The sequence below is a fragment of the Pseudomonas frederiksbergensis genome (genome assembly GCF_035751725.1).
GTDB classification, from domain to species: Bacteria; Pseudomonadota; Gammaproteobacteria; order Pseudomonadales; family Pseudomonadaceae; genus Aquipseudomonas; species Aquipseudomonas frederiksbergensis_A.
On the sequence record NZ_CP142104.1, the window covers coordinates 3790259 to 3804290 of the forward strand.

Here is a 14032-nt window from a genome sequence, read left to right on the forward strand (position 1 = left end):
CTGCAGACACTTAAGAGCCGCTTTATAACAAGGGCTCTAAAAAACTGTCAAGGAAGGCCCCCCAGGCAAATGCGTATTAATGCGTGCTAATTCTTTCCTTAGAGTCAGACTCTCGCTTTTCTTCCTTCGCGACAATCTCCGGAGCCACATCCGGCAAGGGCTCCGGCGCGTATTGCAGCGCAATTTGCAGGACTTCGTCAATCCATTTAACGGGTTTGATCTGAAGATCCTGCTTAATGTTGTCAGGAATTTCCTTCAGATCACGGACGTTCTCTTCGGGAATGATCACAATCTTGATCCCACCGCGGTGAGCCGCCAGCAGTTTTTCCTTCAAGCCGCCAATTGCCAGGACCTGGCCGCGCAGGGTGATTTCACCTGTCATCGCCACATCGGCACGCACCGGAATACCGGTCAGTGCGGAAACCAGGGCGGTGCACATGCCCACGCCGGCACTCGGCCCATCCTTGGGTGTTGCCCCTTCCGGCATGTGGATGTGGGTGTCGCGCTTCTCATGGAAATCCAGGGGAATGCCCAGGCTGCGTGCACGGCTGCGGACAACCGTCAGCGCCGCCGTGATCGATTCCACCATGACATCGCCCAGGGAGCCGGTCTTGATCAACTGGCCCTTGCCCGGCACCACGGCGGCTTCGATCGTCAGCAACTCGCCACCGACCTGCGTCCACGCAAGGCCGGTCACCTGGCCGATCTGGTCCTGCTGTTCGGCAAGGCCGTAGCGGAATTTACGCACGCCCAGGAAATGCTCCAGCAGGTCTGAAGTGACCTTGACCGCAAAGCGTTTCTCCAGCGCATGCTCTTTCACCGCCTTGCGGCAAACCTTGGCGATCTGGCGCTCCAGGCCACGTACACCGGCTTCGCGGGTGTAGTAGCGAATGATGTCGCGGATCGCTTCCTCGTCGAATTCCAACTCGCCTTTCTTCAGGCCATTGGCCTGGATCTGCTTGGGCGAAAGGTATTTGACGGCAATGTTGATCTTCTCGTCTTCGGTGTAGCCCGGTAGACGAATCACCTCCATCCGGTCCAGCAACGCTGGCGGGATGTTCATGGAGTTGGAGGTGCAGAGGAACATCACATCCGACAGGTCGTAGTCGACTTCAAGGTAGTGGTCGTTGAAGTTGTGGTTCTGCTCGGGATCGAGGACTTCCAGCAACGCCGACGCGGGATCGCCGCGCATATCGCTGCCCATCTTGTCGATTTCATCCAGAAGGAACAGCGGATTGCGCACGCCGACCTTTGTCATTTTTTGAATCAATCTTCCCGGCATCGAACCGATGTAGGTACGACGATGACCACGGATTTCCGCTTCGTCGCGCACGCCGCCAAGGGCCATGCGCACGAATTTACGGTTGGTGGCATGGGCGATCGACTCCGCCAGGGAAGTTTTACCAACCCCGGGAGGACCTACCAGGCACAGCACCGGGCCACGAATCTTTTTCACGCGCTTTTGTACAGCGAGGTATTCAAGGATACGTTCCTTGACCTCTTCGAGACCGTAGTGGTCGGCATCAAGGATGTCCTCGGCACGCGCCAGGTCCAGGCGTACCTTGCTCTGGGCTTTCCACGGCACCTGGACCAGCCAGTCGATGTAGGAGCGCACCACGGTGGCTTCGGCCGACATCGGCGACATTTGCTTGAGCTTGTTCAGCTCTGCCTGGGCCTTGGCCAGGGCATCCTTCGGCAGGCCGGCGGCATCGATGCGCTTTTTCAGCTCTTCGATTTCGTTGTGACCTTCATCGCCATCGCCGAGCTCTTTCTGAATGGCCTTCATCTGCTCGTTCAGGTAGTACTCGCGCTGGCTGCGTTCCATCTGTTTCTTGACCCGGCCACGAATGCGCTTCTCAACCTGCAGCAGGTCGATTTCGCCATCGAGCAACGCCAATACGTGCTCGACACGGGCCGAGAGGTCGATGATTTCGAGGATTTCCTGTTTCTGCTCGATCTTGAGGGCCATGTGGGCCGCCATCGTGTCGACCAGGCGTCCGGGCTCATCGATGCTGTTAAGCGACGACAGCACCTCGGCAGGCACCTTCTTGCCCAACTGCACGTACTGTTCGAACTGCGACAGCAGGCTGCGCACAAACACCTCGGATTCACGCTCGGGCGCATCGACCTCGTCGATCAGCGAGACTTCGGCACGGCAGTGGCCGTCGACTTCGCTGAAACGCTCGACCGCCCCGCGCTGCTCGCCCTCGACCAGCACTTTCACCGTGCCATCGGGAAGCTTGAGCAGTTGCAAGACCGTTGCAATCGTACCTACGCGATAAAGTGCGTCTTCACCGGGATCATCGTCGGCAGGATTTCTCTGAGCGATCAGAAGAATCTGCTTATCACCCGTCATCGCGGCCTCCAGGGCTTCGATGGACTTCTCGCGCCCCACGAACAGCGGGATAACCATGTGCGGATATACCACGACATCGCGCAATGGCAGGAGAGGCAATTCGATGGTTGTCTTCATGATTTCGCCTCTACGGCGGCCGTAAGGCCGTAAACAGATGGAAGTGAGCTTGAAACCAAGATGGGGGCAGCCTTCAAAAAAAACAAGCGCTAAGACACCTCTAAAACGCGCTAATAGCAAAGGGGCCCGAAGGCCCCTTCTTTTATTTCAACTGCAGGACGCTCAAGCGTCCGGTGCAGCCTTGGCAGCCGGCTCACTGTTTTCGTAGATATACAGCGGCTTGGACTTGCCTTCAATGACGCTTTCGTCGATCACGACTTTACTCACCTCGGACTGCGAGGGGATTTCATACATCGTATCGAGCAGCACGCCTTCGAGAATCGAGCGCAACCCACGGGCACCGGTCTTACGCTCCAGGGCTCGCTTGGCAACCGCTTTCAACGCGTCGGAACGGAACTCGAGATCGACATCTTCCATTTCGAACAACTTGGCATACTGCTTGGTCAGGGCGTTTTTCGGCTCGGTCAGAATCTGCATCAACGCCGCTTCATCCAACTCATCCAATGTCGCCAGGACCGGCAGACGGCCAACGAACTCAGGGATCAGGCCGAACTTGACCAGATCGTCAGGTTCGACTTCACGCAGGGATTCACCGACCTTCTTGCCCTCTTCCTTGCTGCGGACTTCGGCGTTGAAACCGATGCCGCCACGGGTGGAGCGGTTCTGGATGACCTTTTCGAGGCCGGAGAACGCACCGCCGCAAATGAACAGGATGTTACGGGTATCGACCTGCAGGAACTCCTGCTGCGGATGCTTGCGACCACCCTGGGGCGGTACGGAAGCGACCGTGCCTTCGATCAACTTGAGCAAGGCCTGCTGCACGCCCTCACCGGAAACATCCCGGGTAATGGACGGGTTGTCGGACTTGCGGGAAATCTTGTCGATTTCATCGATGTAGACAATGCCCATCTGGGCCTTTTCCACGTCGTAGTCGCACTTCTGCAACAACTTCTGAATGATGTTCTCGACGTCCTCGCCCACATAACCCGCCTCGGTGAGGGTGGTTGCATCGGCGATGGTGAACGGAACGTTCAGCAAGCGAGCCAGGGTTTCGGCCAGCAGGGTCTTACCCGAACCTGTCGGGCCGATCAGCAGGATGTTGCTCTTGCCGAGTTCGACCTCGTCATTCTTTTTGTCACGCTGGTTCAGGCGCTTGTAGTGGTTGTACACCGCTACGGCCAGTACCTTTTTCGCGCGTTCCTGACCAATAACATACTGGTCGAGGATGCCGCTGATTTCTTTAGGCGAAGGCAACTTATGCGCGCTGCTTTCGGCCTGGGCTTCCTGCACCTCCTCGCGGATGATGTCATTGCACAGGTCGACGCACTCGTCGCAAATGAAGACCGAGGGGCCGGCAATCAATTTGCGTACTTCATGCTGGCTTTTGCCACAGAAGGAGCAATAGAGCAGTTTGCCGTTGTCCTCGCCGTTGCGGGTGTCAGTCATTCGATCGATCCAAATCCGATAGGCTTGCAACACAAGATGAAGGCAATTGCGGGCTTTTTCAAGCCCGCAGATGATCGGACCTGCCGACCAACCTCATTTTGAGCTGCTTATTTTAAGCGGGGCGCTGGCTGATCACTTCATCGATCAGGCCATACTCACGTGCAGCTTCAGCGCTCATGAAATTGTCGCGATTGGTATCGCGCTCGATTTCTTCAAGCGTGCGCCCGCTGTGCTTGGCCATCAAGGTATTGAGGCGCTCGCGGATGAAGAGAATTTCCTTGGCATGGATTTCGATGTCCGATGCCTGGCCCTGGAAACCACCCAGTGGCTGGTGAATCATCACGCGCGAATTCGGCAGGCAGTAACGCTTGCCCTGGGCACCGGCAGTCAGCAAAAACGCACCCATGCTGCAAGCCTGACCGATACAGGTCGTCGAAACGTTGGGCTTGATGAACTGCATGGTGTCGTAGATCGACATGCCTGCGGTTACCGAACCGCCAGGGGAGTTGATATAGAGATGGATATCCTTGTCCGGGTTTTCGGCTTCAAGGAACAACAGTTGCGCACAGATCAGGTTGGCCATGTAGTCCTCTACCGGCCCCACCAGGAAGATCACGCGTTCCTTGAGCAGACGCGAATAGATGTCATAGGCACGTTCGCCACGGGCGGACTGCTCGATAACCATAGGGACCAGACCGCCTGCGGCCTGGATGTCAGAGCTCTGCTGATAAAAAGAATTGCGGGACATGTCTCGCAGTCACTCCCAAATAGTTATGTCTTGAATACGCATAAGCCAGCGCGAAGGCTGGCTTATGGTGTGTATTTCTTACCGCAGAACCATCAATCGGCTTGTGGAGCTTCCACCGGCTTGACCGCTTCTTCGTAAGAGACCGCTTTGTCGGTCACGCTAGCTTTCTGCAGAACAGTATCCACAACTTGTTCTTCCAGCACAACCGAACGGACTTCGTTCAGCTGCTGGTCGTTCTTGTAGTACCAGGACACCACTTGCTCAGGCTCTTGATAAGCCGAAGCCATTTCCTGGATCAGCTCGCGAACGCGGGCTTCGTCAGGCTTGAGTTCGAACTGCTTGACCACTTCAGCGACGATCAGGCCCAGTACGACGCGGCGCTTGGCCTGCTCTTCGAACAGCTCGGCCGGCAGTTGGTCCGGCTTGATGTTGCCGCCGAACTGTTGAACGGCCTGGACGCGCAGACGGTTCACTTCGTTGTCCAGCAGGGCCTTCGGCACTTCGATCGGGTTTGAAGCCAGCAGACCGTCCATGACCTGGTTCTTGACCTTGGACTTGATGGCCTGGCGCAACTCACGCTCCATGTTCTTGCGAACTTCGGCGCGGAAACCTTCCAGGCCGGTTTCCTTGATGCCGAACTGGGCGAAGAATTCTTCGTTCAGCTCAGGCAGCTTCGGCTCCGAAACGCTGTTGACGGTCACGGTGAACTCGGCGGCCTTACCCGCCAGGTCCAGGTTCTGGTAGTCCTCAGGGAAGGTCACGTTCAGGACGCGTTCTTCACCGGCCTTGGCGCCGACCAGGCCATCTTCGAAACCAGGGATCATGCGACCGGAGCCCAGCACCAGCTGGGTGGCCTTGGCGGAACCGCCGGCGAACACTTCACCGTCGACCTTGCCGACGAAATCGATGTTCAACTGGTCTTCGTTCTGGGCAGCACGATCAGTCGTTTCGAAGCGAGTGTTCTGCTTGCGCAGGATGTCGAGCATCTTGTCCAGGTCGGCATCCGAAACGTCGGCGCTCAGGCGCTCGACAGCAATGGATTCGAAACCGGCAACAGTGAACTCAGGGAACACTTCGAACGTGGCAACGAACTCGAGGTCCTTGCCTTTTTCCAGCACTTTAGGCTCGACGGAAGGAGCGCCAGCCGGGTTCAGCTTCTGCTCGACCACTGCTTCGTAGAACGAAGACTGGATCACGTCGCCCACGGCTTCCTGGCGCGCGTCAGCTTCGTAACGCTGACGAATCACGCTCATTGGCACCTTGCCTGGGCGGAAACCTGGGATTTTGGCCTTTTGGGCAGTCTGCTGCAGACGCTTGTTGACCTGAGTCTCGATACGCTCAGCTGGCACGGTGATGCTCATGCGGCGCTCAAGAGCAGATGTATTTTCAACAGAAACTTGCATGGATATTCCTCGTTGCACAGACGTTGGCCGGGCGTTTCCGACCCCAGAATCAAGGGCATGCATTCTAGTAGGTCAAACTCAAGAAGTCACCCTACTGAAAACGCGCTGGAAACAGGCTCCGGATTTAGGACGGGACAAACGGTCATGCCCCGCCCGGATTGCAAATACAGCCGATTCAGTCCAGGGCTCTGCGCCAATGCTTCTATATATAGAAGCGATTTGTCCGGTCACACATTTTCCGGTCCCACAAGAGACCAACGGACGCATCACGCATCATCACGAAACAAATTCGCGACGAATCAACCACTGCACCTCATTCCGAAATGGCGCCGAACAGCAAAGCCAAAACCGCTGGAAACGAAAACGGCGCAGCCCTTTTCAGGTTCTGCGCCGTTCTCTGCTAATTAAATAGCGACTTGTATGGTGCGGACGGAGAGACTCGAACTCTCACACCTTGCGGCGCTGGAACCTAAATCCAGTGTGTCTACCAATTCCACCACATCCGCGTATCAAGCTTTTAAAGCAAAGGCGCCAGACCGTTAAATCTGGCGCCTTTCTAGAATATGGGGTGGACGATGGGGATCGAACCCACGACAACGGGAGTCACAATCCCGTGCTCTACCAACTGAGCTACGCCCACCATATTGCCTTGTTGCCTTACTTGTGCCAAAGCTGCCTAATGGCGCACCCGGCAGGACTCGAACCTGCGACCATCCGCTTAGAAGGCGGATGCTCTATCCAGCTGAGCTACGGGCGCCTTTTTAATCTGTATTCTTGGACGATTACAAACTAAGTGCTTTCAGCTTCACCGAGTTTAAACAACCAACTCTGCTCCACCTTCTTAACCAGTGCTAGGCTGTGCCCGACAAGTGCGACGAATGTTATAGACGGCCCGATAGGTCGTCAACTCTTTTTTAAAAAAAATTCATTTAATTAAAGGGGTTAGGGGAATTTACAGACCAAGCGCCTTTGCCCTCACGCCTCGGCATGCGAGAATGCGCTCTCTTTTTTTCCCCTCTCGATGGTTAACCACGCGCAATGACTGCACAACTTATCGACGGCAAATCGATCGCCGCCAGCCTGCGCCAGCAGATCGCCCAACGAGTCACCGAGCGCCGCCAGCAAGGCCTGCGTACGCCCGGCCTTGCGGTGATCCTGGTCGGCAGCGATCCTGCCTCTCAGGTTTATGTCTCGCACAAGCGTAAAGACTGTGAAGAGGTCGGCTTCCTTTCCCAGGCCTACGACCTGCCTTCCGAAACCACTCAGCAAGCGCTGGCCGATCTGATCGACCGCCTCAACGATGATCCAAACATCGATGGCGTCCTTCTCCAGCTGCCCCTCCCTGAACACCTGGATGCTTCGAAGCTGTTGGAGCGCATCCGCCCCGACAAAGACGTCGATGGTTTCCACCCTTATAACGTCGGCCGCCTCGCCCAGCGCATTCCACTGCTGCGCCCGTGCACACCCAAGGGCATCATGACCTTGCTGGAAAGCACCGGTGTGGACCTTTACGGGCTCGACGCCGTGGTAGTTGGCGCCTCCAATATCGTTGGGCGTCCAATGGCCATGGAACTTCTGTTGGCCGGCTGCACCGTCACCGTAACCCACCGTTTCACCAAGGACCTGGCTGGCCACGTCGGCCGGGCCGACCTGGTGGTGGTTGCCGCCGGCAAGCCTGGCCTGGTCAAGGGCGAATGGATCAAGGAAGGCGCCATCGTCATCGACGTGGGCATCAACCGCCAGGACGACGGCAAGCTGGTCGGCGACGTGGTGTATGAGACCGCCCTGCCCCGCGCCGGCTGGATCACTCCGGTGCCTGGCGGCGTTGGCCCGATGACTCGCGCCTGCCTGCTGGAGAACACGCTGTACGCGGCCGAGACGCTGCATAGCTGACAGCAGCCCCAACCCAACCTGTGGGAGCGAGCGTGCTCGCGATAGCGGACACCAGCCAACATATCCGTTGACTGACACGCCCCTATCGCGTGCGCGCTCGCTCCCACAGGTAGTTCAGGGGCCGGCGCTTTGATCAGACTCGCGCGCTCGAACTACATTTTTTTCAGATTCAATTCCCCAGAATCAGCCTTCCATTAAACTTTATTTATTCAAGTGTCCTGGTGGCACCGGCATATAGCGCCATCTTCACCCATACTCATAAAATGCGGCGGTTTTTCAACAAGCCACTGCTCAACGAGCACTCTTAACTCTATCGAGTCTACTCGCGTGAAAATCCGTCTTTCGATCATCAGCCTGTTTTTTGCTTTCACAGGTCCTTTCATCACGCAAAACGTCATCGCGCAGGAAACCATTGCGGCCCCAAGGGACACGTCGAAACTGCAAGTCGCTTCCGGCAGCGCCATCCTGTTGGACCTGCAGAGCGACAAAGTGGTGTATTCGAGCAATCCCGACGTCGTGGTGCCGATCGCGTCGGTGACCAAGTTGATGACTGGCCTGATCGTGTTGGATGCCAAGCAGAACCTGGATGAATACATCTCCATGACCATCGCCAACACGCCAGAAATGAAAGGCGTGTATTCCCGGGTCAAGCTCAACAGCGAACTGTCGCGCCGGGATACGCTGCTGATTGCACTGATGTCTTCGGAAAACCGCGCCGCTGCAAGCCTTGCCCACCATTACCCGGGTGGTTACGCGGCATTCATTGCAGCGATGAACGCCAAGGCCAAGGCCCTGGGCATGACCAGCACCCATTATGTCGAACCCACCGGCCTGTCCATCCACAACGTGTCGACCGCCCGGGACCTGACGAAACTGCTGATCGCCGCCCGCAAATACCCTTTGCTAAGTGAACTGAGCACCACCAAGGAAAAGACCGTAACGTTCCGCAAACCGGTCTATAGCCTGGGCTTTCGCAACACCGATCATCTGGTTCACAAGGCCAACTGGGATATTCAATTGACCAAGACCGGTTTCACCAACCAGGCGGGTCACTGCCTCGTATTGGTGACCAAGATGGGCAATCGTCCGATGGCACTGGTCATTCTCGACGCGTTTGGCAAATACACTCACTTCGCCGATGCAAGCCGCATCCGTAGCTGGGTCGAGACAGGCAAAAGCGCCAGCGTCCCGGCCGTGGCCTTGCAGTACAAGGCCGCGAAGAATCTCAAGAGTCGCCAGAGCGGTGTGGTGGAAGCGTCCAAATAGGACGGGACAGGCCAGCAAATGAAATAGCCCCGACTCGTCGGGGCTATTTGCATTCAGGGCTTCAAATCACCCAGCGGGTCATAAGGCCTGGAAGAAGGCGGATCCTGGTCCTTCTCGTCCCGGGGCGCCTTGGCCGGCCCTATCGGGTCGACTTGAGGGTCGTCGAGGTCCGGGGAGTCGGGATCGAATCCCAGATCATCGTCGCCGGATGAATGTTCGGAAGAATGCGGTCCCGAAGGTGTTTTCGACTGTGCCATAGCTGCCTCCTCGAATCATGGCCCGGAGACTCCGGGCCCTGACGGTAAGAACGCGAGGCATGCCGAGTCGTGCCCGGCAGGTGACGAACGGGGCCGGCACTCAGCGGGCGGCACCCAACGCCTTGGTGGCACGCGCTGCCGCCTGTTCCTGCCCTGCCCCGGCCAATTCATCGGCGGCTTTCAACCAGCGCTGCGAATCGACATTGGCCGGCAGTTGCCCAGGCTGCTGGATCAATACCGCCCAACCGCCAGCGCCTTTGAAAGCCGACTCGAATGCACTGAAACTCATCAAGGAACGGCGATTCATGCCCGAGCGCAGCAGCACCGTGCGCTTCTGTCGGTTATAACCGGCAAGGATCGCGTAGCGCGGCTCAGTCCAGAACGCCGAGCCCTCGGTATAGCGCAGCAACACCGGGTAACCGGCGGCCACCTGTTCGAGCAATGCACCTAGCTCTCCGTCGAGGGGATACACCACCAGCCCATATTCACGCGCCAGAGTTTGCAGATTCTGCTGCAAACGGGCCTCGCCGCCGGGCAGGTGCAATGGTTTTTCCAACAGCCCTGGGGTAATCACGGTGCCTTGCAGCGTCAACAAGGCCGCCAGGGATTGCGGCGCGCCCTGGAACATTTCGCCACGGAAGAACGGCACGCTGTTGAGCTCGACCCGTTCAGGCAGACGCTTGATCTGCGGCGACACGCTTCCCGCGCAACCCGCCAGGGCGGCGAGACACACCATTGCCACTACCAGTGATCGAAAAGATGAAATTACCGACGACATGATGACTCTCTTATTCAGACAGCCCCGGCGTCAAGGCCGGGCTTGGGCCGACGATCATAAGTCGCGCGCCGGCCTGGGTATAGCCATAAGCGACAGTTTCGGCACCGCGATAGAACCAACCGATCCGTTGCTAACGCCAGGGATCGACTGCCGGTAACACTTGAGCGACTAGACTGTCCATTGTAGTGAGTGCATAGCCCGGTTCCGGGCAGAAGGAGGCACAGATGAGCCTGATGACGACTATTGTGATGCTGGTATTCGGCTGGCTGAGCGTAGCGGCGGCCATGTTGTGGGGCGTGCTGCGGATCGCCCGCCGTCACCATCCCGCCCCAAGGCCGGAAGCGCAGCACACCTCGAAATCTTCCAGGCGCCCCGCCACCGCGCACTAGGTTTCCAATGCCATGAAAAAGCCGCCCGGGCGTTCAACCCGGGCGGCTTTTGTCTGCCTTGGATCAGGCTTCGTCGACCAAGGCCTTCTGCTTGGCGCGACGGGACAGCATGTTCAGCACTTCGATAGCCGCCGAGAAGGCCATGGCCGCGTAGATATAGCCCTTCGGCACATGGGCACCAAAACCTTCGGCGATCAGCGTCATGCCGATCATGATCAGGAAGCCCAGGGCCAACATGACCACGGTGGGGTTGTCGTTGATGAATTTCGCCAGCGGCTCGGCGGCTAGCAGCATCACCAGTACCGAAACCACTACCGCAATAATCATGATCGGCAAGTGCTCGGTCATGCCCACCGCCGTGATGATGCTGTCGATGGAAAACACCAGGTCAAGCATGAGGATCTGACCGATCGCGGCGGCAAACCCCAGGGTGACGCCAGAAGTGGCCGACTTCGGATCATCGGGCGCCGGGTCCATGCTGTGATGGATCTCGGTGGTCGCCTTCCACAACAGGAACAGGCCACCGGCGATCAGGATCATGTCCTTCCAGGAAAACGCCTGGCCGAGAATTTCGATGACAGGCTCCGTCAATTGGACGATGAAGGCGATGGTGCTCAGCAGGCCCAGGCGCAGGATCAACGCCATGCCGATACCGATCCGCCGCGCCTTGGCACGGTGTTGCTCGGGCAACTTGTTGGTCAAGATCGAAATAAAGATCAGGTTATCGATGCCAAGCACGATTTCCATGACGACCAGGGTTGCCAAGGCAATCCAGGCGGTGGGGCTGGCGGCGAGCTGTAACAAGTAATCCATGGGTCAGTCCTGACTCGATATGACGGGGTTAAATGGTCTTGGTGGGGGATTGGGATTCTTCTGTGTCTTTCTCAGGCTCTTTCTTGGGACTGATCAGTCCACCCGTGGCCTCGCTGAGGGCTTGTTCGGCCGCCTTGTGCGTATCATCGATGGCTTGCTTGGCCGTTTCGACCGCTTGCTCCTTTAACTGCTCGGCCAGTTGCTGAGCACTTTTTTCCGCTTGTTCGCAGCCCACCAGGGCTGTCGTGGAAAACGCGAGCAAGGCTGCAAGCCCCACGTATTTGTACTTCATGCGCAATGCCTCTCAGGGAATAGACGGAGCCCGAAGATGGCTCACCGATGGCCCGGGATTCTAGAGGCGTAAATACTTCAGGAAAATTCGTATTTTCAGCGGCTATACTTCGGTTTTTACGAAGCGGCGCACGCCATGCTCAATTATCGACAGCTGCATTATTTCTGGGTGGTGGCGAAAACCGGCAGCATCGTACGGGCCTGCGAGCAACTGAACCTGACCCCGCAAACCATCAGCGGACAGATTTCACTGTTCGAACAAACCTACAACATCAAGCTGTTCCGCCGAGTCGGACGCCAATTGGAACTGACCGAGGCCGGCCGCCAGACGTTGCCTTACGCCGAGCACATGTTCCAACTGGGCGGTGAGTTGGAGCTGATGCTGCGGGCACAGCCCAACGAGCAGCAAACGCTGTTCCGGGTTGGGGTGGCGGATGTCGTCCCCAAGTCCATCGTTTATCGACTGCTGGCGCCGACCATGGAATTGAGCGAGCCGCTGCGCATCACCTGTCGCGAAGACAAGCTCGAACGCCTGTTGGCGGACCTGGCTATCCAGCGCCTGGACCTGGTGATATCCGACAGCCCGATGCCAAGCCATTTGGACATCAAGGGCTACAGTCAGAAATTGGGGGAATGCGGGATCAGTTTTTTTGCCACCCCGGCACTGGCCGACCGTCATGGACAGGATTTCCCCCACGGCCTGCATGACGCCCCGCTCCTGATCCCCGGACCGGAGACGGTCGTGCGCAGCCGACTGCAACGCTGGTTCGCCGAACAACAAATCCAGCCACGCATCGTCGGTGAATTCGATGACAGCGCGCTGATGCAGGCATTTGGCCAATCAGGCAGCGGGATCTTCATCGGTCCCAGCGTGATCGCCGAGGAGGTCAAGCAGCAATACGGCGTGCAGGTGATCGGCCAGACCGATGCCGTGAGCGAGTCGTTCTACGCTATTTCGGTCGAGCGCAAGGTCAGCCATCCGGGCATCGTCGCGATCGCCGAAGGGGCGCGGCGCGAACTGTTCAGCGTCTAGCGCTGCATGCAGGCGGCAGGTGGCTTGAAGGCCATCAGCAATAGCGCCAGCAGGATCGATACCAGAATGAACCCCGCCGCGGCGAAACCGACCTTGCCCAACCCGAGGGTGTCGATGACCCGCCCACCTACCATCGCGCCCAGGCCGATTCCCAGGTTCGCACCGGCGATATTCAGCGACGCGGCAAACGCCGGAGCTTGCGGCGCGGCCTTCATCAACCGGACATGGCTGACCAAAAACAGTGCAGCCTGGGTCACCCCCCAAATGCCCAGCGCGGCAGCCAGCCCCAGGGTCGAATGGATGCTCGGCACCAGCGCGACCATGCCGCCGATCATGAACAGGCAGAACACCATCGACGCGATCAACGGGTGCCGGTCCACCGCTCGACCGCCCAGGGAATTGCCCAGCAAGCCCACGGCGCCGAAGCCCATCAGGCACCAGCCTACAAGCGTGCCGTCGAAACCGGCCAGGCGCTCAAGGATATCGGCGAGGTAGGTGTAGGCGGTGAACATGCCGCTGAACACCAGGATCGACAACAGCACATGCCCTTGCATCAATGGGCTATGCAATATCTTGAATTGCGAGCGCAAGCTCACCTGGTGCTGGTGCAGGTCTGTCTTCGGCAGGTAGATAAACAACAGCAGTGCCTTGGCGAATGCGATGACCGCCAGGATTGCAAAAGCGCTTCGCCAGCCGAATGCATCGCTGATCAGCGTACCCACCGGAATACCGAACACAGTGGCGCAGACGATGCCGAAGCCGATCCGGGCGATCGCTCGCCCGGCGAATTGCGGCCCGACGATGTCCACCGCTGTTTCACTGGCCAACGCCCAGAACACCGGCAGGCCCAGTGCGGGAATCAGCCGGGCGACGGCCATGACCCAGATGTTGGGCGCCAATGCTGCCAGGGTGTTGGCCAGGCCGAACATTACCAGCACGCTGATAAACAATTTGCGACGTTCAACCCGGGCGAACCAGGCCGTCAGGAACGGCCCGAACGCAGCGACGGTAAACGCGAACAACGTCACCAGCAGCCCCGCCTGGGGGATGGTGACGTGCAGGTCGCGGGCGATGGAAGGCAGCAGGCCAACGATGATGAATTCCGTGGTCAACACCGTGAAACCAGCGGCGGACAACAGGAAAATGGGCAACAGCATGGGAGACTCCGAGAAAACGACGACACCAGCGATAGCCAAAGGCCCGCTGGAGAGTATGAAAAAGTGAATAGGACAAAGCCTACCA

The 14032-nt window shown here is 58.0% G+C and carries 13 protein-coding genes and 3 tRNA genes; 4 read left to right on the forward strand and 12 right to left on the reverse strand.

Going from position 1 to position 14032, the window contains the following annotated elements; genetic code table 11:
* Window positions 1-76: 76 nt before the first annotated feature.
* From lon to VQ575_RS16795, 7 genes are all read right to left on the reverse strand, one after another.
* Complete coding sequence (lon, locus tag VQ575_RS16765; protein ID WP_039589135.1) at window positions 77-2473, reverse strand: endopeptidase La; 2397 nt, start codon at window positions 2471-2473, stop codon at window positions 77-79.
* A gap of 162 nt (window positions 2474-2635) precedes the next feature.
* Window positions 2636-3919 carry an ATP-dependent Clp protease ATP-binding subunit ClpX gene (gene clpX / locus VQ575_RS16770; RefSeq protein ID WP_039589134.1) on the reverse strand — a complete coding sequence of 428 codons (1284 nt, stop codon included), beginning with the start codon at window positions 3917-3919 and terminating at the stop codon, window positions 2636-2638.
* A 112-nt stretch (window positions 3920-4031) separates the two neighbouring features.
* Window positions 4032-4667, reverse strand: a complete 636-nt coding sequence (gene clpP, locus VQ575_RS16775) for an ATP-dependent Clp endopeptidase proteolytic subunit ClpP (protein ID WP_030140021.1) — start codon at window positions 4665-4667, stop codon at window positions 4032-4034.
* A 92-nt stretch (window positions 4668-4759) separates the two neighbouring features.
* Window positions 4760-6070, reverse strand: coding sequence for a trigger factor (gene tig, locus VQ575_RS16780; RefSeq protein ID WP_039589133.1), 1311 nt, complete (start codon window positions 6068-6070; stop codon window positions 4760-4762).
* Window positions 6071-6491: 421 nt separating this feature from the next.
* A tRNA-Leu gene (locus tag VQ575_RS16785) sits at window positions 6492-6576 on the reverse strand.
* Window positions 6577-6634: 58 nt separating this feature from the next.
* Window positions 6635-6710, reverse strand: a tRNA-His gene (locus VQ575_RS16790).
* 40 nt (window positions 6711-6750) lie between these two features.
* Window positions 6751-6827, reverse strand: a tRNA-Arg gene (locus VQ575_RS16795).
* Between the two features lie 281 nt (window positions 6828-7108).
* Between VQ575_RS16795 and folD the strand changes: the two genes are divergently transcribed.
* Window positions 7109-7963 (forward strand): bifunctional methylenetetrahydrofolate dehydrogenase/methenyltetrahydrofolate cyclohydrolase FolD, encoded by an 855-nt coding sequence (gene folD, locus VQ575_RS16800; protein ID WP_039589132.1) that lies wholly within the window; start codon window positions 7109-7111, stop codon window positions 7961-7963.
* A 327-nt stretch (window positions 7964-8290) separates the two neighbouring features.
* The gene (pbpG, locus tag VQ575_RS16805; protein WP_039589131.1) at window positions 8291-9229 is read left to right on the forward strand and encodes a D-alanyl-D-alanine endopeptidase; all 939 of its coding nucleotides are present in this window, start codon (window positions 8291-8293) and stop codon (window positions 9227-9229) included.
* Window positions 9230-9282: 53 nt separating this feature from the next.
* On the opposite strand, the gene VQ575_RS16810 is transcribed toward pbpG, so the two are convergent.
* Window positions 9283-9486 (reverse strand): DUF6021 family protein, encoded by a 204-nt coding sequence (locus VQ575_RS16810; RefSeq protein ID WP_039589130.1) that lies wholly within the window; start codon window positions 9484-9486, stop codon window positions 9283-9285.
* Window positions 9487-9586: 100 nt separating this feature from the next.
* Window positions 9587-10264, reverse strand: a complete 678-nt coding sequence (locus VQ575_RS16815; RefSeq protein WP_045156492.1) for a peptidase C39 family protein — start codon at window positions 10262-10264, stop codon at window positions 9587-9589.
* Between the two features lie 224 nt (window positions 10265-10488).
* Between VQ575_RS16815 and VQ575_RS16820 the strand changes: the two genes are divergently transcribed.
* Window positions 10489-10653, forward strand: a complete 165-nt coding sequence (locus tag VQ575_RS16820) for a hypothetical protein (RefSeq protein ID WP_196304788.1) — start codon at window positions 10489-10491, stop codon at window positions 10651-10653.
* A 63-nt stretch (window positions 10654-10716) separates the two neighbouring features.
* Here the strand turns inward: VQ575_RS16820 and VQ575_RS16825 are convergent, their stop codons facing one another.
* Together VQ575_RS16825 and VQ575_RS16830 are read right to left on the reverse strand one after the other, a co-directional pair.
* On the reverse strand, window positions 10717-11466 hold the full coding sequence (locus tag VQ575_RS16825; RefSeq protein ID WP_039589128.1) for a TerC family protein: 750 nt from the start codon (window positions 11464-11466) through the stop codon (window positions 10717-10719).
* 28 nt (window positions 11467-11494) lie between these two features.
* Window positions 11495-11758 (reverse strand): hypothetical protein, encoded by a 264-nt coding sequence (locus VQ575_RS16830; RefSeq protein WP_045156522.1) that lies wholly within the window; start codon window positions 11756-11758, stop codon window positions 11495-11497.
* Window positions 11759-11893: 135 nt separating this feature from the next.
* On the opposite strand from VQ575_RS16830, the gene nhaR reads away from it, so the two are divergent.
* Window positions 11894-12790, forward strand: coding sequence for a transcriptional activator NhaR (gene nhaR / locus VQ575_RS16835; RefSeq protein WP_039589414.1), 897 nt, complete (start codon window positions 11894-11896; stop codon window positions 12788-12790).
* Here the strand turns inward: nhaR and VQ575_RS16840 are convergent.
* Window positions 12787-13947: an MFS transporter gene (locus VQ575_RS16840; RefSeq protein WP_039589126.1), complete on the reverse strand. Its 1161-nt coding sequence runs from the start codon at window positions 13945-13947 to the stop codon at window positions 12787-12789. The two genes, nhaR and VQ575_RS16840, sit on opposite strands and share 4 nt — an antisense overlap.
* Window positions 13948-14032 lie beyond the last annotated feature (85 nt).

Excerpts from the sequence above, each read along its gene's own strand:
- VQ575_RS16840 (WP_039589126.1), bottom strand. The coding sequence starts at position 13,947 with ATGCTGTTGCCCATTTTCCTGTTGTCCGCCGCTGGTTTCACGGTGTTG.
- VQ575_RS16820 (WP_196304788.1), top strand. The coding sequence starts at position 10,489 with ATGAGCCTGATGACGACTATTGTGATGCTGGTATTCGGCTGGCTGAGC.
- VQ575_RS16830 (WP_045156522.1), bottom strand. The coding sequence starts at position 11,758 with ATGAAGTACAAATACGTGGGGCTTGCAGCCTTGCTCGCGTTTTCCACG.
- VQ575_RS16815 (WP_045156492.1), bottom strand. The coding sequence starts at position 10,264 with ATGTCGTCGGTAATTTCATCTTTTCGATCACTGGTAGTGGCAATGGTG.
- folD (WP_039589132.1), top strand. The coding sequence starts at position 7,109 with ATGACTGCACAACTTATCGACGGCAAATCGATCGCCGCCAGCCTGCGC.
- clpP (WP_030140021.1), bottom strand. The coding sequence starts at position 4,667 with ATGTCCCGCAATTCTTTTTATCAGCAGAGCTCTGACATCCAGGCCGCA.
- VQ575_RS16825 (WP_039589128.1), bottom strand. The coding sequence starts at position 11,466 with ATGGATTACTTGTTACAGCTCGCCGCCAGCCCCACCGCCTGGATTGCC.
- tig (WP_039589133.1), bottom strand. The coding sequence starts at position 6,070 with ATGCAAGTTTCTGTTGAAAATACATCTGCTCTTGAGCGCCGCATGAGC.
- clpX (WP_039589134.1), bottom strand. The coding sequence starts at position 3,919 with ATGACTGACACCCGCAACGGCGAGGACAACGGCAAACTGCTCTATTGC.
- VQ575_RS16810 (WP_039589130.1), bottom strand. The coding sequence starts at position 9,486 with ATGGCACAGTCGAAAACACCTTCGGGACCGCATTCTTCCGAACATTCA.
- lon (WP_039589135.1), bottom strand. The coding sequence starts at position 2,473 with ATGAAGACAACCATCGAATTGCCTCTCCTGCCATTGCGCGATGTCGTG.
- nhaR (WP_039589414.1), top strand. The coding sequence starts at position 11,894 with ATGCTCAATTATCGACAGCTGCATTATTTCTGGGTGGTGGCGAAAACC.